The sequence below is a fragment of the Pseudomonas sp. MYb2 genome (assembly GCF_002979955.1).
GTDB lineage: Bacteria > Pseudomonadota > Gammaproteobacteria > Pseudomonadales > Pseudomonadaceae > Aquipseudomonas.
The window spans coordinates 423,263-442,076 of record NZ_PCQC01000005.1 but is presented as its reverse complement, the minus strand read 5'-3'; the positions used below and the strand labels follow the sequence as shown (position 1 = coordinate 442,076).

The window sequence follows — 18,814 nt, the reverse complement described above, 5'->3', positions numbered from 1 at the left end:
CGATCGGGGGATGCTTCAGACTTGAGTTCGGCTGGGTATTTCAGGTCGGTGTACTTCGCATCAACACCGCGGTCAGTCCCCTCTCCCTCTGGGCGGTCCGACGTTTCGGGAGGGCTAGGGTGAGGGGGCTTTTAGTTGCTGATCGCGAGAATGCTCGCCTGATACGACCCGACAAACACATCAAAATCCCCCACCTCGTTCTGCTCCAGCTCAGCCTGCGCTGCCAAAGAAGTACGCGCCAACTCCTCAAACTTCGCCTGCTCATCCGCCGCCAAAGGCTCGCTACGGAAAAACTCGGCATGCGCCTGGCTCTGACGCAGGGAGAACTGCGCAAAGCTTTCCTTGTGCTCGGCCATCGCCGCCAAAACTTGCGCAGACGGCGTCAGGGACGGGTCGCTGACCTTGGCCAGTTGCGCATCCAGCGCCTTGCTGTGGGCATCGCCGCCATGGCTCTGATCGAGCAGCGCTGCCAGTGGCGCGATTTGCTCCAGCAACTCGGCAGCCCAGGTCTTCATCTCCACCGATTCACCGTCACGCTGCAATTGCAGGCCCGGACGACGACCTTCCTTGACCACGCTGAGGAAGTTCGACGTCGCATTGCCGCACGAGGTGTTGGTCAGCAACGGGCTGTCGTTCAACGCGCAATACAGCAGGAACGCGTCGAGGAAGCGCGACTCGGTCAGGTCAATGCCCATCGGCAGGAACGGGTTGATGTCCAGGCAACGCACTTCAACGTACTGAATGCCACGCGCCACCAGCGCCTGAATCGGCCGTTCGCCGGTGTAGGTCACGCGTTTCGGGCGGATGTTGGAGTAGTACTCGTTTTCGATCTGCAGGATGTTGGTGTTGAGCTGCACCCACTCACCATCCTTGTGCGTGCCGACTTCGACGTACGGCGCGTACGGCGTGGCCACGGCTTTGCGCAGGCTGTCGGTGTAGCTCGCCAGATCGTTGTAGCACGGCGTCAGACCGGCCTGGGCGTTGCTCTGGTAACCGAGGTCGCTCATGCGCAGGCTGGTGGCGTACGGCAGATACAAGGTGTCCGGGTCGAGCTGTTCCAGCTGATGCGAACGACCACGCAGGAATCCGGCGTCGAGCGCTGGCGAGGCACCGAACAGGTACATCAGCAGCCAGCTGTAGCGACGGAAATTGCGGATCAGCGCGATGTAGGAAAACGACTGAAAATCGCGATCAGTGCCGACAAAGCCTTCGGTTTCGCGCAGCAACGGCCAGAGCTGTTCCGGCAGGGAGAAGTTGTAGTGAATTCCGGCAATGCACTGCATGGTTTTGCCGTAACGCAGGGCCAGGCCCTTGCGATAGACGTACTTGAGCTGACCGATGTTGGAGGTGCCGTAATAGGCGATCGGGATGTCTTCCTCGGCCGGCAACGGGCACGGCATTGATGGACTCCACAGGTACTCGTTGCCGAGTTTGCTGTAGGCAAAACGATGAATCTTGTCCAGGCTCGCCAGCGTATCGGCCGGATCCGGCAGGGCGGGCGTGATGAATTCCAGCAGCGACTCGGAGTAGTCGGTGGTGATTTGTTCGTTGGTCAGCGCGGAACCCAAGGCTTCGGGGTGCGGCGTTTGCGCCAGGCGACCTTCACTGGTCACGCGCAGGCATTCACGTTCGATACCGTGCAGGCACTGCTCGAGCAGAGAGAGGTTAGCGCGCTCGCCGAGCAGAGCCAGGCGGCGGTTGAGAAGTTCGCTCAATTTGGATTCCTTCACGCGTCAGTCGCCCCAATATGGGGGTGGGCAGGACGGTCTACAAGGGTGAAGTTGAAACTGGCGTTTTCGCCTGGTTTTTCTAGCCGGTCATCCACACACATACCCTGTAGGAGCTGCCGAAGGCTGCGATCTTTTGATTTTGTTTTTCAATAGCAAGATCAAAAGATCGCAGCCTTCGGCAGCTCCTACAGGATTCATTGCGCCGAAATTAACTCAAAATGATGACCGGTAGCTACAGGACAGCGAACGTGCCTTGTGCTTTTGCGACCAGTTTGTCGCCCTGCATCACGTCGGCTTCAACCACCAACGTGCGGCGGCCCGGGTGGATGACCCGCGCCGTGCACATGACCTCGCCGTCGGAAACGGCGCGGATATAGTTGATCTTGCACTCGATGGTCGCGCTCTGCTGATCGAAACCGTGGGTGCTGGAACAGGCCAGCCCCATGGCGATGTCGACCAGACTGAACAGCGCGCCACCGTGCAATTTGCCGCCGCGGTTGCGCAGTTCCGGTTCCAGCACCAGGGCGACTTGCGCCACCCCGGTTTCCAGGCTGTGCAGGCGGCAGCCCAACAGCTTGAAAAACGCGCTCTCGACGAGCCCGGCCGGAATCTCCATCAGCGTTTCTTCAACTGCTTGGCGTTGGCGAACAGCGAGGCCATCGCGTTGTTCACTGGCGCGGCGGTGGCGGTTTCCTTGCGTGGCGCGTTGTTCGAAGGCTGGCGTTGGGCCGAGCCCGGACGCGAGCCACGGGCACCGTCGATTTTCTCGCCCGGGGTGTCGCCCATGCGCATCGACAGGCCAACGCGTTTGCGCGGAATATCGACTTCCATGACCTTCACTTTCACCACGTCGCCGGCCTTCACCGCTTCACGTGGATCCTTGATGAATTTCTCCGAGAGCGCCGAGATGTGCACCAGACCGTCCTGATGCACACCGATGTCGACGAAGGCACCGAACGCAGTCACGTTGGTGACGACGCCTTCGAGGATCATCCCCAGTTGCAGGTCTTTCAGATCTTCGACGCCTTCCTGGAACTCGGCGGTCTTGAACTCCGGACGCGGGTCGCGGCCCGGTTTTTCCAGTTCCTGGATGATGTCGGTCACGGTCGGCAGACCGAAGGTCTCGTCGGTGAATTTCTTCGGATCCAGACGCTTGAGGAACCCGGCATCGCCGATCAGCGAGCGGATGTCGCGGTCGGTTTCAGCGGCAATGCGCTGTACCAGCGGATAGGCTTCCGGGTGAACGGCCGACGAATCCAGCGGGTTGTCGCCGTTCATCACGCGCAAGAAACCGGCAGCCTGTTCGAAGGTTTTTTCGCCCAGACGTGCGACTTTCTTCAGTGCTGCACGGGTTTTGAACGCGCCATGCTCGTCGCGGTGAGTAACGATGTTTTGCGCCAGGGTCGCGTTGAGGCCGGAGATGCGGGCCAGCAGCGCTACGGATGCTGTGTTCACATCAACGCCAACGGCGTTCACGCAGTCCTCGACCACAGCATCCAGACCACGCGCCAGTTTCAGCTGCGAAACGTCGTGCTGGTACTGGCCGACACCGATGGATTTCGGATCGATTTTCACCAGTTCAGCCAGGGGATCCTGCAAGCGGCGAGCGATGGACACCGCGCCCCGGATCGACACATCCAGATCCGGGAATTCCTTGGCCGCCAGTTCCGACGCCGAGTACACCGAAGCGCCGGCTTCAGAGACCATGACTTTGGTCATCTTCATCGCTGGATATTTTTTGATCAGTTCGATTGCCAGTTTGTCGGTCTCGCGGCTGGCGGTGCCGTTGCCGATGGCGATCAGGTCAACCGAATGCTTGGCGCACAGGGCGGCCAGAATGGCGATGGTCTGATCCCACTTGTTGTGCGGCACGTGCGGGTAAACCGTGGCGTGATCGAGCAGTTTGCCGGTCGAGTCGACCACAGCAACCTTGCAGCCAGTACGCAGGCCCGGGTCGAGACCCAGGGTTGCGCGCGGGCCAGCCGGGGCGGCCAGCAGCAAGTCGTGCAGGTTGTGGGCGAACACGTTGATTGCTTCGGTTTCGGCGCCGTCGCGCAGTTCGCCGAGCAGGTCGGTTTCCAGGTGCGTGTAGAGCTTGACCTTCCACGTCCAGCGCACCACTTCGCCGAGCCATTTGTCGGCCGGGCGGTTCTGGTTCTGGATGTTGAATTGCTGGCCGATCATGCCTTCGCATGGGTGCATGGTGCCCGGCAGCTCGTCGCCGACTTTCAGCGCGGAGCTGAGAATGCCTTCGTTGCGGCCACGGAAAATGGCAAGCGCGCGGTGCGACGGCATGCTTTTGAGCGGTTCGTCGTGTTCGAAGTAGTCGCGGAACTTGGCGCCTTCTTCTTCCTTGCCAGCGATGACGCGAGCACTGAGGGTCGCTTCCTGCTTCAGGTAGTTGCGCAGTTTTTCCAGCAGGCTGGCGTCTTCGGCGAAACGTTCCATGAGGATGTATTTCGCGCCTTCCAGCGCAGCTTTCACATCGGCCACGCCTTTTTCGGCGTCAACGAAGCGTGCGGCTTCGGTTTCCGGGGCCAGGTTCGGGTCGTTGAACAGGCCGTCGGCCAAGTCGCCGAGGCCGGCTTCCAGGGCGATCTGGCCCTTGGTGCGGCGCTTCTGCTTGTACGGCAGGTACAAGTCTTCGAGGCGGGTCTTGGTATCGGCAAGCTTGATGTCGCGCTCGAGAGCCGGGGTGAGTTTGCCTTGCTCTTCGATGCTGGCGAGGATGCTGATGCGCCGTTCGTCGAGTTCTCGCAGGTAGCGCAGACGTTCTTCCAGATGACGCAACTGGGTGTCATCGAGGCTGCCGGTGACTTCTTTCCGGTAACGGGCGATGAAGGGAACGGTAGAGCCTTCATCGAGTAGCGCGACGGCCGCTTCGACCTGTTGTGGGCGTACACCGAGTTCCTCGGCAATGCGGCTGTTGATGCTGTCCATAAAACCACCTGACATATTGTGAAAGCAGGCTCTCAGGCACGCAAATAAAGGCCCGGAGTCTGGTTGGGCGGCTAGAAAATTGCCGCTGCCTGGGTCAAAAGGCAGCCCATTGACCCGTGAAATCGAACAATTACTGCAAAATTCCGGGAAAAAGTGCCGGCCATTTACGGTAACGATTCAGACGTTGCCTGGCACAAAACGCCGCGCATTATAACCAGCGTTCTGTCATTCGGGGGCGTTGCAGTCTGTAGGCATAAACCCCGGTTTTCTGGCAGTGAAGGAAAAATCTGCTAACAATGCACACGGTGCGTATAACGGCAGCTACGCCATAATGCGCGCCGAGCTAAAAGGAGCATCCAATGAGCAGCACTGCACAAACTGCTGAAGGCGAAAAAATTCTCATCGTTGACGACGATCCGGGCCTTAGCAGCCTGCTGGAACGTTTTTTCGTCAGCAAGGGCTACCGCGCCCGTACCGTACCGAACACCGAACAGATGGATCGTCTGCTGTCGCGTGAAGTTTTCAATCTGGTCGTCCTCGACCTGATGCTGCCCGGCGAAGACGGTCTGACCGCTTGCCGCCGCTTGCGTGGCGCGAACAATCAGATCCCGATCATCATGCTCACCGCCAAAGGCGATGAGTTGAGCCGTATCAAGGGCCTGGAACTGGGCGCCGACGACTATCTGGCCAAGCCGTTCAACCCGGACGAGCTGATGGCCCGGGTCAAAGCCGTCCTGCGTCGTCAGGCTGCACCGGTGCCGGGCGCGCCGGGCAGCGAAGACGAAAACGTCACCTTTGGTGATTACGTGTTGTCGCTGGCCACTCGCGAACTGAAACGCGGCGACGAAGTGCACATGCTCACCACCGGTGAGTTTGCGGTACTCAAGGCCCTGGTGATGAACGCGCGTCAGCCGCTGACCCGCGACAAACTGATGAACCTGGCCCGTGGCCGCGAGTGGGATGCCCTCGAGCGTTCCATCGATGTGCAGATTTCCCGTCTGCGCCGCATGATCGAGCCGGATCCGTCAAAACCGCGCTATATCCAGACCGTCTGGGGCGTGGGCTACGTGTTCGTACCCGATGGTGCCGCCACCAAGTGATCGGTGATTTGTAGGAGCGGGTCTGCAGGTTTTGGTCGAATGGCCATGCCCGCAGACTCGCAATCCGCAATATGCGAGCATTGCTCGCTCCTGCAAGTGTGTAGCGGTTAAAGATGAAAACCCCCGTCTGGTTCCCCCAAAGCTTTTTCTCTCGCACCCTCTGGCTGGTGCTCATCGTCGTGCTGTTTTCCAAGGCGCTGACCCTGGTTTATCTGTTGATGAACGAAGACGTGCTGGTGGACCGCCAATACAGCCACGGCGTCGCCCTGACGCTGCGTGCCTATTGGGCGGCCGACGAAGAAAACCGCGCGAAGATCGCCGATGCTGCGACCCTGATCCGGGTGGTCGGTGCCGGTGTGCCGGAAGGCGAACAGCATTGGCCGTACAGCGAAATCTACCAGCGCCAGATGCAGGCGGAGCTTGGCGCCGACACCGAAGTGCGTTTGCGCATGCACTCACCGCCGGCGTTGTGGGTTCGTGCGCCGAGCCTGGGTGATGGCTGGCTGAAAGTGCCGCTGTATCCGCATCCGTTGCGTGGCCAGAAAATCTGGAACGTACTGGGTTGGTTCCTCGCCATCGGTTTGCTCTCGACCGCGTCGGCGTGGATTTTCGTCAGTCAGCTAAACCAGCCATTGAAGCGTCTGGTCTATGCCGCCCGGCAACTCGGCCAGGGCCGCAGTGTGCGTCTGCCGATCAGCGATACGCCGAGCGAGATGACCGAGGTTTACCGTGCCTTCAACCAGATGGCCGAAGACGTCGAGCAGGCCGGACGCGAGCGTGAGTTGATGCTGGCCGGCGTGTCCCATGACTTGCGCACACCGTTGACGCGCTTGCGATTATCGCTGGAGCTGATGGGCGACCACACCGATCTGACTGACGACATGGTGCGTGACATCGAGGACATGGACGCGATTCTCGACCAGTTCCTCGCGTTCATTCGTGATGGTCGTGACGAGTCGGTGGAAGAGGTCGATCTCAGCGATCTGGTGCGTGAAGTCGCCGCGCCGTACAACCAGAACGAAGAGAAAGTGCGCTTGCGCCTTGAGCCGATCCAGCCGTTTCCGCTGCGTCGGGTATCGATGAAACGCCTGCTCAACAACCTGATTGGCAACGCCTTGAACCATGCCGGCGGTAACGTTGAAGTCGCGGCGTATGTGTCCGGTGACGTCAGCGCGCCATATGTGGTGTTGAGCGTGATGGACCGGGGGGCGGGGATTGATCCTTCGGAGCTTGAGGCGATTTTCAACCCGTTTACCCGAGGCGATCGTGCGCGGGGCGGGAAGGGTACTGGCTTGGGTTTGGCGATCGTGAAGCGGATTGCTTCGATGCACGGCGGCAATGTTGAATTGCGTAACCGGTCCGGGGGAGGGCTGGAGGCGCGGGTGAGATTGCCGCTGGGGTTGATGTTACCAAGAGACGCCGTCTAACCCCCTAAAGCCCCTCATCGGAACGCCGCCCGCCCAGCCCTCTCCCGGAGGGAGAGGGAGCTGACCGAGGTGTCTGGGGTCATACGTCGACCTGAAAGACTGGGGCGATTGTGGATTCGGCACAGCAGGATCAGGTCGGCGTATCTCTTCTGCATCCCCCAATCAGTCCCCTCTCCCTTTGGGAGAGGGTTAGGGTGAGGGGTTTCTTGCTCTTCGCTCTAGCCCTTGCCTTTGGTGCGGGTCATATTCGGCCCGCCATTCTTCTCAAGATGCTCAATGATGATCCCCGCCACGTTCTTCCCTGTGGTGGTCTCGATCCCTTCCAGCCCCGGCGACGAGTTCACTTCCATCACCAACGGCCCGTGATTGGAGCGCAGGATATCCACACCCGCCACCGCCAAGCCCATGACTTTGGCGGCGCGCAATGCGGTCATGCGTTCTTCCGGGGTGATCTTGATCAGGCTGGCGCTGCCGCCGCGATGCAGATTTGAACGGAACTCGCCCGGTTTGGCCTGACGTTTCATGGCGGCGATGACTTTGTCGCCGACCACGAAGCAGCGAATATCCGCGCCGCCCGCTTCCTTGATGTATTCCTGAACCATGATGTTCTGCTTCAGGCCCATGAACGCCTCGATCACCGATTCGGCTGCCGTCGCGGTTTCGCACAACACCACACCGATGCCTTGGGTGCCTTCCAGCACTTTGATCACCAGCGGTGCGCCGTTGACCATGTCGATCAGGTCGGGAATGTCGTCGGGCGAGTGGGCAAACCCGGTCACCGGCAGACCAATGCCTCGACGCGACAGCAGTTGCAGCGAGCGCAATTTGTCTCGCGAACGGGCAATCGCCACCGATTCGTTGAGCGGGAACACCCCCATCATTTCGAACTGGCGCAACACCGCGCAGCCGTAGAACGTCACCGACGCGCCGATCCGCGGAATCACCGCATCAAAGCCTTCCAGCGGTTTGCCGCGATAGTGAATCTGCGGCTTGTGGCTGGCGATGTTCATGTAGGCGCGCAAAGTGTCGATCACTACCATTTCATGCCCGCGCTCGGTTCCGGCTTCGACCAGACGGCGGGTGGAATACAGACGCGGGTTCCGCGACAGCACAGCGATCTTCATGCAACACCTGTGGAGGAGGTAGATACCGGGAACACCGGCTTGTCTTGTACATATTTGATGCCCGGATTGACCACCAACTGGCCATCGATCAGGGCTTTGGAACCGAGCAACAGGCGATAACGCATGGACTTGCGGCAGGCGAGGGTGAACTCGACCGGCCAGACCCGATCACCGAGGGCCAGGGTGGTGCTGATCACGTAGCGCACCTGCGCATGACCGTTGGAGCTTTTAATGGTTTTGCGCGTCACCAGCGGTGCTTCACAACGCCGATGACGCAACTGCACCACCGTGCCCAGGTGCGCGGTGAAGCGCACCCACTTCTCGCCGTCGCGTTCGAACGGTTCGATGTCGGTGGCATGCAGGCTCGAGGTGCTGGCACCGGTGTCGATTTTCGCCCGCAGGCCCGCGACTCCCAAATCCGGAAGCGCCACCCACTCGCGCAGACCGACAACGGTCAAATGGTCAAATGTCTTCAATGGAAAAAACCAACGATTAACGCTTCCAGGCTTCAGGTGAAACCTGGGCCAACGCTTTGAATGCAGGTCTGGCGAACCAGTAGCCTTGCATCAGAAATATTCCACAGTCCGCCAGGAAGTCCCGTTCACCGGCGCTCTCGATGCCTTCGGCAATGACTGTAACGTCCAACTCCGCACAGATTGTGACAATCCCCCGGACGATCGCCTGACGAACACGGTCTTGATCGACATTGCGGATCAGCGCCATGTCGAGTTTGATCAGGTCCGGTTGGAAATCAGCCAGCAGATTGAGCCCCGAATAACCGGCACCGAAATCGTCGATGGCGGTCTTGAAGCCGAATTCGCGGTATTCACGCAGAATATTGGTCAAATGGCGATAGTTATCTACGTGCTCGCTTTCCAGCGTTTCGAAAATCAGTCGATTGATCGGGAAATTGTATTTTTTTGCCGCCTCCAACGTACTGCGAATGCATAACTCTGGACGATAGACGGCATTGGGCATGAAGTTGATCGACAAATGTGTCGGCATATTTAGATTAGCCGCGCCTTCGATGGCGCGGGTCCGGCAGAGCTGGTCGAAACGGTAGCGATTATCTTCTGTAACCTGATCCAACACGGTGAACGCGCCTTCACCGGCCACACCACGGACGAGCGCCTCGTGGGCAAAAACCGACTGATCGCGCAGATCGACGATCGGTTGGTAGGCGAAGGAAAACTCGAAGCCCAGCGGCTCGCTTTGCTGGCAGCCCTGGCAACCGGCCTTGGGTGAAGTTAATGAAGATGGGAATTTTGTCACTCGATCACTCCATGCCGATGAACCGGCCAAGATCACAGTTTATCTGGACGACCGAGTTCTTGCGCCCGACAGAATCGGTAGTACAGTTCCGACTACTGGCCGAACGAGGAATTCAAATGGCACAAAAAAGCGACGAGGACGACAAGGTCCGTCTCGACAAGTGGCTATGGGCTGCGCGTTTTTACAAAACCCGCGCGTTGGCCAAAGCGGCGATCGAGAGTGGCAAGGTGCATTGTCGAGGCGAGCGCTGCAAGCCTGGTAAAGAGCCACGTATTGGCGATGAGTTCGAAATTCGTATGGGGTTCGAAGTGCGTACGGTGAAGGTCGAGGCGTTGTCGATCGTGCGCCGCGGCGCACCGGAGGCGCAGACGTTGTACGCGGAGACCGAGGCGAGTATTGCCAAACGTGAAGCGGCTGCGGCAATGCGCAAGGCGGGCGCGCTGGGCGTTACCACGGATGGCAAACCGAGCAAAAAACAGCGGCGGGATTTGTTCAAGTTTCGAGGCGGCAGTAACGACGAATAATCGCGTTGTTGGTGCTGGCCTCTTCGCGAGCAAGCTCGCTCCCACAGGAGATTGCATTCCAATGTGGGAGCGAGCCTGCTCGCGAATCGAGGGCGCAGCCCTCGCCGAAGACAGCTCGGTATCAGGCGCTACGCACCACACTCATCCGCGCAACCAGCGGCAACTTGCCCAGTAACGCAAAGATCGGCGCCGTCACCTTCAGCCAGAAGTTCGAGGCGTGATAAGCAAACGGCGTGTAATAACCCCAGCCCAACGCCCACACCGCCAGCAACACGCCACCGATGTAATCGTCCTGACCCCAGTGCGCCCCCGCTACCAGCCGCGGCAACATGAACAACACTGCCAGGCCCCACACGGTCAAAAACTGTCCGACTGTGCGGCTGAACACGCCCATGAACAGTGCCCAGATCAGCAGCACCGAAGCATGGTCACCGGGAAAGCTCTGGCCGGAACGGTCCTTCAGCTCCCAGGTTTTTTCCAGATTCGGGAAGTAATCGCTGATGTGCACGGCGCCTTCCAGCACCATCGACGGACTGCTGTGCTGCCAATCCATGTAGTCGGCGAATTTGGAAAACAGTGCGCGAATCACCACCATCAACAACAGAATCGACAGAAACCCGAAAAAAGCCCGGCGCACATCAATCGCCTTGAACACCCAGTCGCCCTTGATCAGCAGCGTCAGCAGAATCAAGCCGACGACGATGTCGAACGGACGCAGACTTGCAATTGCCCAGATGTGGAGCCATATGGGGTTGCTGGCCAGTGGTGCATTGAGCGAGCGGAACAGCCACTCGTCGAAAATCACACACAGCGAGTTGCCCGTAGGCCATAACCAGAAAGCCAGTAGCGCTAATGGCACTACGTTGCACAGAACCAGCCGGCCGAGGTTCCACCTTGATTGGAACAAACCCGGATTGTTCATAAAATGCCTCCAATGGCTGAACAGTCAGCACCAAAAAGTGTGCCGAGAAGCGCAAATTTTCACGTCTTGTAACCATTTTGTCACCACATTCAGATACCCAGACCTATGACCGACCTACCGGATACCGATTTCACTCAACGCTTCATCTTCGATGACAGCGACACTCGCGGCGAACTGGTGGCGCTTGAGCGCAGCTACGCCGAGGTTCTTGCCAAGCACCCGTACCCGGAGCCGGTTGCGCAATTGCTGGGCGAGTTGATGGCGGCTGCCTCTTTGCTGGTTGGCACCCTGAAGTTCGACGGACTGCTGATTCTGCAGGCGCGTTCCGAAGGACCGATCCCGATGCTGATGATCGAGTGCTCCAGCGAGCGCGACATCCGTGGTCTGGCGCGTTATCACGCGGATCAGATCGCGCCGGACGCGACCCTCGCCGACCTTATGCCGAACGGCGTTCTGGCCTTGACCATCGACCCCACGGTTGGCCAGCGCTACCAGGGCATTGTCGATCTCGACGGCGAAACGTTGTCCGACTGTTTCACCAATTATTTCGTCATGTCGCAGCAGGTCGGCACGCGCTTCAAGCTCTACGCCGATGGCCGTCGCGCCCGTGGTCTGCTGCTCCAGCAATTGCCGGCGGACCGTTTGAAGGACGAAGAAGATCGCGCCGCCAGCTGGCAGCACATCACCGCACTGGCCAGCACGCTGACTGCCGATGAACTGCTCAGCCTGGACAACGAAACCGTCCTGCATCGCCTTTACCACGAAGAGCAGGTGCGTCTGTTCGATGTGCAGAATCTGCGCTTCCGTTGCAGTTGCTCGCGGGAACGCTCGGGCAATGCGCTGGTCAGTCTGGGTCTGGAAGATGCGCAAGCCTTGGTTGCCGAACAGGGTGGCACCGTCGAGATCGATTGCCAGTTCTGCAACGAGCGATACCTGTTCGATGCAGCCGATATCGCTCAATTATTCGCCGGTGCAGGTGTCGACACGCCATCCGATACCCGGCACTAAAACGGTTCAGCGCAGGTAAATTCACTGCTCAAACGCGCAATTACGCCGTTACGACGGGAGGGCCCTACTCTTTTTGGGCTTTTCTGGCATAATCCGGCCCACTTTTTTCGCGGTAGTAGTGCACGACTTTCTACTACAAAACGTTTGGAGCACACTCGGCCACTGGCCGACGGGGAACCTCATGACGCAAGCCAATAACGCCGTGTACACCGATCTGAGTGTTGATGATCTGGTAAAAGAAGCCCTGAATCGCGGTGAGGGCGAGCTTGCCGATACCGGCGCTCTGGTAGTCCGCACCGGTCATCGCACCGGCCGTTCGCCAGTCGATCGTTTCATCGTTGAAGAGCCTTCCACTCAGGCTGCTATCGCCTGGGGCCCGATCAACCGCAAGTTCCCGGCCGACAAGTTCGATGCCCTGTGGGACCGCGTAGAAGCATTCAACAACGCGCAAGAGCACTTCGTTTCCCACGTGCATGTAGGCGCGGCCGAAGATCACTACCTGGCCGTGAAAATGACCACCCAGACTGCCTGGCAGAATCTGTTCGGTCGTTGCCTGTTCATCAATCCGGCCCAGTACAACCCGGCTGGCCGTGAAGAGTGGCAAGTGCTCAATGTCGCCAACTTCGAGTGCGTGCCTGAGCGTGACGGCACCAACTCCGACGGTTGCGTGATCCTCAACTTCGCGCAGAAGAAAGTGCTGATCGCTGGCATGCGTTACGCCGGTGAAATGAAGAAAGCCATGTTCTCCGTGCAGAACTTCCTGCTGCCGGCTGCTGACGTGCTGCCAATGCACTGCGCTGCCAACATCGGCGAAGAAGGCGACGTGACCCTGTTCTTCGGTCTGTCTGGCACCGGTAAAACCACCCTGTCGGCCGACGAAAGCCGTTACCTGATCGGTGACGACGAACACGGCTGGGGCGAAGGCGTGGTGTTCAACATCGAAGGCGGTTGCTATGCCAAGTGCATCGATCTGTCCGAGAAGAACGAGCCGGTTATCTGGAAAGCCATCAAGCACGGCGCAGTACTGGAAAACGTCGTTATCGACGATGCCAAGCACGCCGACTACGCCGATGTCAGCCTTACCCAGAACAGCCGCGCCGCTTACCCGCTGGAGCACGTTGCCAAGCGTTCCGAGCACAACCTCGGTGGCGAGCCAAACGCGGTGATCTTCCTGACCTGCGACCTGACCGGCGTCCTGCCGCCAGTGTCGATCCTCAATGAAGAACAAGCGGCCTACCACTTCCTGTCCGGTTACACCGCTCTGGTGGGCTCGACTGAAATGGGTTCGGGCAGCGGCATCAAGTCGACCTTCTCCACCTGCTTCGGCGCACCGTTCTTCCCGCGCCCGGCCGGCGAATACGCAGAGCTGCTGATCAAGCGCATCCGCGGTTTCGGCTCCAAGGTTTACCTGGTCAACACAGGCTGGACTGGCGGCGGCTACGGCGTTGGCAAACGCTTCAACATCCCGACCACCCGTGCGGTGATCGCAGCGATCCAGAGCGGCGCGCTGATCGGTGCTGCCACCGAGCACCTCGACACCATCAACCTCGACGTGCCCCTGGCCGTACCGGGCGTTGAAACCAACCTGCTCAACCCACGCAACACCTGGGCTGACAAGGCTGCGTACGACGAGGCTGCCAAAGCATTGGCCGGTCTGTTCATCGAGAACTTCAAGAAGTTCGAAGTGAGCGACGCGATCAAGGCTGCTGGGCCGAAGTTATAAGATTGGTTTGGGGTGAATGAAAAAGCCGCCCTTTGGGGCGGCTTTTTTGTGGGCGTTTTTCCTGTTATGCGTCTTGTTTTAGCGTTTTCTTCAGTAACGAAGACAGTGAGTGAGTACAGTGGGAAGTTCTTGAGACGCTCTTCACTAACATTTGCGGCTTCGACAACATTTGTTTGTGACGTCGGAATTTTTCCTGCTTTTGGTACCCCGTGCGTTGGTTTACTCGCCGGACCTTTGCTAGCGGGATTCTTTGAATAGAGAAGACTTGCGTCTTGCTGGCGATAACCCGGTTCATCTGTTGCACCCAATCGAATCATGTCTTGCTCTAAAACTGCAGGCAATTAAGTGCCCGCAGCATACAGCGCATGCGTATATACGATCCAATCGGGTGACCAAGCCCGAGCCACTGATTGGTCAGCGACAGTCACGACTATAGGCTCACACCCTCAAGCCTCGATAGGCGACAAAGACTCTAATCCTGTAGGAACCGGACGAAGATTTTGCCGGACGTCGCTATCGTCTGATCATCACCTTTCAACGCAAATGCGCATACGCCGAAATATCCAGCACACTCGTCGCCAGCCCGGTCGCCGGCGAGTAAATCGCACCTTTCACCGTCGAGAACGGCACGCCTTTACTGCCCAGAGAAACATAGCGCTCACCTTTGTCCAGTTCGGTAAAGTAGGTGTAGGAAAGTTTGTGCATCAGTTTGTATTTCGCTTCGTCGCGAACGACGTTGGCGGTGAGCGTTTTCAGGTCGGCATCGCTCAGGTTAAGCGTTTTCGTCAGAGACACGCCCCAACGCTTGAGACATGTTTCGGCGAGATGGCGGACGATCCGGCCAGGATCGACGAGCGCTTTCATGTCGCTGCTGTTGGTCGGTACGCCGCCGCCGGCGGTAGCATTGCCGGCCAGGGTGGCGTGACGGCCGGCCATTGGATAGACAGAGGTTTTGGTGCCCGTGGCGGTTTGCGGGATCACGCAACTGAAGCCTTTGGAGCGCTCGTCGCGGGCGTAGAAACCGACGTATTCCTTGACGTTGCTGGCCAGCTTGACCCGCTCATCCTGAAAGTTGCCAATTCCCGGTACCGGATCAATGGCAAAAATGTTTACCGGGATGTTTTTCAGTGCGCTGTCCTTGAACATTGCGTTGGCCAACATATGGCAACTAATGCCGCCGCGGCTCCAGCCGACCAGATTAACCTTTGTCGGAATGATGCCGTCTTTACGGAAAGTCTTGATGATTTGTTCCTGTAACTTCTGCTGGGTAACGCTACGGTCGCCGTAGTTATATTTACGCCAGAACCAGGAACCTTTGATCTCTACATCTTCAATAGGAATACCGGCAGCCTTCAGGCGGTTGTATTCCGCCTCGGTCAGTTGCTGGCGCTGCCAGTCGCACTTGCCTTTGATGATGTTCATGGCGTGCATTACGTTTTCCTCCCAGCCTGTGCCAAACAGGGTGCCGGTCAGGCCGTATTCCTTGGTTTTGGTAAACAGGTCGTCGGCTTGCAAGTTGCCGCTGCCAGGGCCGTCGACCACGATAAACTCCGCAAACTCGTGGCCGGTATGATTCGAAGCGAGGGTCGAAACGATCTCGCCATCCCAGAAGTTCTCATGATTATTATCGAACTTGTTGGAGCCGGTGCCACAAAAAAAGATGGTTAAAACTGTCATGGTGTTGCCCTTGGTTAATGTAAGAGCAGCAACTTAGTGTTGATAAGGTTAATAAATAAAGCGATGTGTTGTTTCCAGGTTTGTAGTTTTGAAGTTTGTCTCGCTCAGGATGGTGTTTGTTTGGCAACTTCGAGCAAGTCGCAGCCATCTTTGATCAATAAATAAAGTGCGTTGACGATGTTGGGTATGTCTTTTACGTCAGATTGTTTGAAACACAAACAATAGAGCGTTTCCAGCAAATCACTGGCGGCGCGCAGACGCTGGTCTGCAGCATCGAGCAAGTCGCCGTGGCTGGCGTGCGTGTCGATGACCAATACAGGGTTTTCGCTGTAGCAAGTCTTGAGAGGGCGATAGCGGTTGATCATGGTGAGGCGGGTCCTTTGCAAAGGCGCTCGTTCGGGCCGACAGGGTATTTCAGCCGCGCCGGCCACTATAGGAGAGCGTTACGCAGCCGAACAAGACCGCCGAAGTGGACAGAATTCGTAGGGGTTTTTCCGTGGTGCGGGCATTTGCCCTACGCGTATTCAGGGGTTTTTTCAGGCAAAACCCCTACGCGAAAAATTTCCTACGGGTTTGTCAGGCGCTTCGCAGTAAACCTCTGTATGGTGCGCGCCAGAATCTGTGGGACGTTTCCAAACGTCCGATACACGCTTAAAGGGAATTAGGTATGCAATGGCTACGAATGGCCTCGATTGTGTTGCTGTGGGTCAGTGGTTGCCGCATGACGTTAGCGGCCGAAGCCGGCAACGTGCTGGTGCTCAATCATCTCGACCGCACCGGTTGGCCAGAAACGCTCGCCAGCCAGACGAATCTCGACACCGCCTCTCGCGCTGAAGTGTTGATGTTCGGCAAAGCCTTGCTGGCAAGCGAAGCGCTGGACGAGTCCGGGCTTGAGCAACGTTTGGGCGTCTCGCACGTTCAGCTCAAGTCAATCCGGCAAGTGCGCGACAATCTGTGGGATCGCTTGCTCGCGACCTATCGCCACGCCAGTCAGGACTGTGACGGGCAACCATTTTGTCCGCGGGTGCGCAGTGTTGCCGATCTGCGTCAGTTGTCGGCGGCATTTACCGGCGATATCAGTCCGGCGCATGCGTTGTGGGCGAGCAGAAGCCTGGATGTGCATGAGCGCGTGCTCGACGAGCAACTGCGGGTGGCCGTGCTGCAACCGTGAGTCTTGCGTCGGGTTGACCGGCCTCTTTGCGAGCAGGCTCGCTGCCACCAGGGTTAGTGGATCCGCTGTATCATTGCGAATCGATTTGGCCCTGACCTTTTCTCGACTCGCTGCGATCGCCCGCTAGGCTGTTGGCATTACAGCAGTCAACGGAGTGACAGCGAATGCACAACACCCTGGAACAGGTTTTTGGTTATCCACAGTTTCGGCCTGGGCAAGAGGCCGCGATCAGCGCTGTATTGGCCGGGCGTTCGGCGGCGGCGATTTTTCCAACAGGTTCCGGAAAATCGATTTGCTACCAATTGCCGGCGCTGTTGCTGCCGCACCTGACGCTGGTGGTTTCGCCATTGCTGGCGTTGATGCAGGACCAGTTGGCATTCCTGCAACGTCACGGAATCCCGGCGGGCAGCATCGATTCGGCACAGAGCCGCGAAGACGCCAATGACGCCATGGCTCGTGCCCGTTCGGGTGAGCTGAAGATCCTGATGATCTCTGTCGAGCGTTTGAAAAACGAGCGCTTCCGTAACTTTCTGCAGCAAGTACCGATCTCGTTGCTGGTGGTAGACGAGGCGCATTGCATCTCGGAGTGGGGCCACAATTTCCGCCCCGACTATCTCAAACTGCCGGACTATCAGCGCCAGTTCAACATCCCGCAGACCTTGCTGCTGACGGCCACCGCCACGCCGAAAGTGATCGCCGACATGCAGGCCAAATTCGCCATCGCCCCTGACGATGTGGTAACCACCGGTTTCTATCGGCCCAACCTCAATCTGCTGGTGGAACCGGTACGTGGCCAGGACAAGCGGCGGCGTCTGGTCGAGTGGATGACCGAGCGGCCGGGGCAACCAAGCATCGTCTACGTGACCTTGCAGAAAACCGCAGAGCATATCGCCGAACATCTCGAGCGCAACGGCATTCAGGCCGAGGCTTATCACGCAGGCCTTCCCCACGACAAACGCGAAGCGATCCAGAAACGCTTCATGGCCGGGCAATCCAATTGCATCGTCGCGACCATCGCTTTTGGCATGGGCATCGACAAAAGTGACATCCGCAATGTCGTGCACTTCGACCTGCCCAAATCCATCGAAAACTACAGCCAGGAAATCGGTCGCGCCGGGCGTGACGGGCAGCCGTCGGACTGTCTGGTGCTGGCCAATCGCGACAGCCTCAACGTGCTGGAAAACTTCGTTTACGGCGACACGCCGGAACGCGAAGGCATTCGCTATGTGCTCGACGAATTGAAAGCATCGGTGCCGGAAGGGCAGTGGGAGTTCTTGCTCGGACCGCTGGCGGATCAAAGCAATATTCGTTCGTTGCCGCTGAAGACATTGCTGGTGCAACTGGAACTGCACGGCTTGATTGCGCCGCGCTATGCGTATTACGCCGAGTACCGTTTCAAATACCTGCTGGAGCCTGAGGCAATCCTTGAGCGATTCGAGGGCGAGCGCAGGGCTTTCGTCGCGGCGCTCATCCAGACCTCGACCCGCGCACGCACCTGGGCCACGGTGAATTTCGACGCGATGTACGCGCAGTATTCGGCGGAGCGTAACCGGGTGGTGACGGCGCTGGATTACTTTCAGGAGAAGGGTTGGGTCGAGCTTGAAAGCAAGCAGATGACTGAGGTCTACAGCCTGCTCAATAGTGACTTTGACAGCGATGCCCTGAGCGCTGAGCTGCATGACTATTTCACCCGACATGAGCGGGCCGAAGTGGCGCGCATCCACGCGATGCTTGAAGTGTTCGCCAGCGAACGCTGTCTGGGTTATCGCCTGGCGGAGTATTTTGGTGATCACAATGCGCCCGAACAGTGTGGGCATTGTTCGGTGTGTCACGGGCAGGTTGCGCGGTTGCCGGCACCACCGGAGTTGCCAGCGCTTGTGGATAAAAACTTTGCGGCGTTGTGTGGCGATTTTATCCACAGGCATGAGCAGCACACCGGGGTCATCCCGACGGCGGAGCGGCTGACGCGGTTCTTGTGCGGCATCAGCGTGCCTTTGTTCACCAAACTCAAGGCGCGCGCTATTCCCGGGTTTGCTGCCTTGGAGGAATATCCCTACGCCGAAGTCCGCAGCTGGGCGCAAGAGCACCTCTGATCGCTGTAGGAGCTGCCGAAGGCTGCGATCTTTTGCTCTTGAAAAAATCACCATCAAAAGATCGCAGCCTTCGGCAGCTCCTACGTCAAGTGTCATCAAGGCG

16 protein-coding genes are annotated in these 18,814 nt (G+C 58.4%); 7 read left to right on the top strand and 9 right to left on the bottom strand.

Features of this window, described 5'->3' with window-relative positions:
- Nucleotides 1-131: 131 nt before the first annotated feature.
- The 3 genes from gshA to CQ009_RS11390 all read right to left on the bottom strand — a co-directional run bounded on the left by gshA (nucleotide 132) and on the right by CQ009_RS11390 (nucleotide 4,670).
- The gene (gene gshA, locus CQ009_RS11405) at nucleotides 132-1,715 is read right to left on the bottom strand and encodes a glutamate--cysteine ligase (protein WP_064388987.1); all 1,584 of its coding nucleotides are present in this window, start codon (nucleotides 1,713-1,715) and stop codon (nucleotides 132-134) included.
- Between the two features lie 247 nt (nucleotides 1,716-1,962).
- Entirely contained in the window at nucleotides 1,963-2,346 is a 384-nt protein-coding gene (locus CQ009_RS11395; protein WP_053116527.1) for a PaaI family thioesterase, read from the bottom strand.
- Nucleotides 2,346-4,670 carry a Tex family protein gene (locus CQ009_RS11390; protein ID WP_105706172.1) on the bottom strand — a complete coding sequence of 775 codons (2,325 nt, stop codon included), beginning with the start codon at nucleotides 4,668-4,670 and terminating at the stop codon, nucleotides 2,346-2,348. Before CQ009_RS11390 ends, CQ009_RS11395 begins: the two co-directional genes overlap by 1 nt.
- Before the next feature lie 359 nt (nucleotides 4,671-5,029).
- On the opposite strand from CQ009_RS11390, the gene ompR reads away from it, so the two are divergent.
- Both ompR and CQ009_RS11380 read left to right on the top strand, forming a co-directional pair.
- Nucleotides 5,030-5,770: a two-component system response regulator OmpR gene (gene ompR / locus CQ009_RS11385; RefSeq protein ID WP_064388985.1), complete on the top strand. Its 741-nt coding sequence runs from the start codon at nucleotides 5,030-5,032 to the stop codon at nucleotides 5,768-5,770.
- A gap of 113 nt (nucleotides 5,771-5,883) precedes the next feature.
- Entirely contained in the window at nucleotides 5,884-7,197 is a 1,314-nt protein-coding gene (locus tag CQ009_RS11380; protein WP_064388984.1) for an ATP-binding protein, read from the top strand.
- A gap of 218 nt (nucleotides 7,198-7,415) precedes the next feature.
- Here the strand turns inward: CQ009_RS11380 and rimK are convergent, their stop codons facing one another.
- Genes rimK through CQ009_RS11365 form a run of 3 tightly spaced genes read right to left on the bottom strand, consistent with a single transcriptional unit; the run spans nucleotide 7,416 to nucleotide 9,593 of the window.
- On the bottom strand, nucleotides 7,416-8,321 hold the full coding sequence (rimK, locus tag CQ009_RS11375) for a 30S ribosomal protein S6--L-glutamate ligase (RefSeq protein WP_007949201.1): 906 nt from the start codon (nucleotides 8,319-8,321) through the stop codon (nucleotides 7,416-7,418).
- Entirely contained in the window at nucleotides 8,318-8,779 is a 462-nt protein-coding gene (locus tag CQ009_RS11370) for an ATP-dependent zinc protease (RefSeq protein WP_171057267.1), read from the bottom strand. Before CQ009_RS11370 ends, rimK begins: the two co-directional genes overlap by 4 nt.
- Nucleotides 8,780-8,813: 34 nt before the next feature.
- Nucleotides 8,814-9,593, bottom strand: a complete 780-nt coding sequence (locus CQ009_RS11365) for an EAL domain-containing protein (RefSeq protein ID WP_105706170.1) — start codon at nucleotides 9,591-9,593, stop codon at nucleotides 8,814-8,816.
- A 116-nt stretch (nucleotides 9,594-9,709) separates the two neighbouring features.
- Here CQ009_RS11365 and CQ009_RS11360 point away from each other — a divergent pair, with 116 nt between their 5' ends.
- On the top strand, nucleotides 9,710-10,117 hold the full coding sequence (locus tag CQ009_RS11360) for an RNA-binding S4 domain-containing protein (RefSeq protein ID WP_105706168.1): 408 nt from the start codon (nucleotides 9,710-9,712) through the stop codon (nucleotides 10,115-10,117).
- 121 nt (nucleotides 10,118-10,238) lie between these two features.
- Here CQ009_RS11360 and CQ009_RS11355 read toward each other — a convergent pair whose 3' ends face one another.
- Entirely contained in the window at nucleotides 10,239-11,039 is an 801-nt protein-coding gene (locus tag CQ009_RS11355; protein WP_064388981.1) for a phosphatase PAP2 family protein, read from the bottom strand.
- 105 nt (nucleotides 11,040-11,144) lie between these two features.
- Between CQ009_RS11355 and hslO the strand changes: the two genes are divergently transcribed.
- Both hslO and CQ009_RS11345 read left to right on the top strand, forming a co-directional pair.
- Nucleotides 11,145-12,047 carry an Hsp33 family molecular chaperone HslO gene (gene hslO / locus CQ009_RS11350; RefSeq protein ID WP_064388980.1) on the top strand — a complete coding sequence of 301 codons (903 nt, stop codon included), beginning with the start codon at nucleotides 11,145-11,147 and terminating at the stop codon, nucleotides 12,045-12,047.
- 181 nt (nucleotides 12,048-12,228) lie between these two features.
- Nucleotides 12,229-13,770: a phosphoenolpyruvate carboxykinase gene (locus tag CQ009_RS11345; RefSeq protein WP_064388979.1), complete on the top strand. Its 1,542-nt coding sequence runs from the start codon at nucleotides 12,229-12,231 to the stop codon at nucleotides 13,768-13,770.
- 534 nt (nucleotides 13,771-14,304) lie between these two features.
- On the opposite strand, the gene CQ009_RS11340 is transcribed toward CQ009_RS11345, so the two are convergent.
- Both CQ009_RS11340 and CQ009_RS11335 read right to left on the bottom strand, forming a co-directional pair.
- A complete protein-coding gene (locus CQ009_RS11340; protein WP_064388976.1) occupies nucleotides 14,305-15,447 on the bottom strand; it encodes a hypothetical protein in 1,143 nt (380 codons plus the stop codon).
- 104 nt (nucleotides 15,448-15,551) lie between these two features.
- Nucleotides 15,552-15,812 (bottom strand): hypothetical protein, encoded by a 261-nt coding sequence (locus CQ009_RS11335; protein WP_064388975.1) that lies wholly within the window; start codon nucleotides 15,810-15,812, stop codon nucleotides 15,552-15,554.
- Nucleotides 15,813-16,114: 302 nt separating this feature from the next.
- Here CQ009_RS11335 and CQ009_RS11330 point away from each other — a divergent pair, with 302 nt between their 5' ends.
- Entirely contained in the window at nucleotides 16,115-16,618 is a 504-nt protein-coding gene (locus CQ009_RS11330; RefSeq protein WP_064388974.1) for a hypothetical protein, read from the top strand.
- A gap of 164 nt (nucleotides 16,619-16,782) precedes the next feature.
- Entirely contained in the window at nucleotides 16,783-18,711 is a 1,929-nt protein-coding gene (locus CQ009_RS11325; protein ID WP_105706165.1) for an ATP-dependent DNA helicase RecQ, read from the top strand.
- Nucleotides 18,712-18,814 lie beyond the last annotated feature (103 nt).

Coding starts and splice junctions, on each gene's coding strand:
- CQ009_RS11395 (WP_053116527.1), bottom strand. CDS start 2,346: ATGGAGATTCCGGCCGGGCTCGTCGAGAGCGCGTTTTTCAAGCTGTTG.
- CQ009_RS11390 (WP_105706172.1), bottom strand. CDS start 4,670: ATGGACAGCATCAACAGCCGCATTGCCGAGGAACTCGGTGTACGCCCA.
- ompR (WP_064388985.1), top strand. CDS start 5,030: ATGAGCAGCACTGCACAAACTGCTGAAGGCGAAAAAATTCTCATCGTT.
- CQ009_RS11380 (WP_064388984.1), top strand. CDS start 5,884: ATGAAAACCCCCGTCTGGTTCCCCCAAAGCTTTTTCTCTCGCACCCTC.
- rimK (WP_007949201.1), bottom strand. CDS start 8,321: ATGAAGATCGCTGTGCTGTCGCGGAACCCGCGTCTGTATTCCACCCGC.
- CQ009_RS11360 (WP_105706168.1), top strand. CDS start 9,710: ATGGCACAAAAAAGCGACGAGGACGACAAGGTCCGTCTCGACAAGTGG.
- CQ009_RS11355 (WP_064388981.1), bottom strand. CDS start 11,039: ATGAACAATCCGGGTTTGTTCCAATCAAGGTGGAACCTCGGCCGGCTG.
- hslO (WP_064388980.1), top strand. CDS start 11,145: ATGACCGACCTACCGGATACCGATTTCACTCAACGCTTCATCTTCGAT.
- CQ009_RS11345 (WP_064388979.1), top strand. CDS start 12,229: ATGACGCAAGCCAATAACGCCGTGTACACCGATCTGAGTGTTGATGAT.
- CQ009_RS11340 (WP_064388976.1), bottom strand. CDS start 15,447: ATGACAGTTTTAACCATCTTTTTTTGTGGCACCGGCTCCAACAAGTTC.
- CQ009_RS11335 (WP_064388975.1), bottom strand. CDS start 15,812: ATGATCAACCGCTATCGCCCTCTCAAGACTTGCTACAGCGAAAACCCT.
- CQ009_RS11330 (WP_064388974.1), top strand. CDS start 16,115: ATGCAATGGCTACGAATGGCCTCGATTGTGTTGCTGTGGGTCAGTGGT.
- CQ009_RS11325 (WP_105706165.1), top strand. CDS start 16,783: ATGCACAACACCCTGGAACAGGTTTTTGGTTATCCACAGTTTCGGCCT.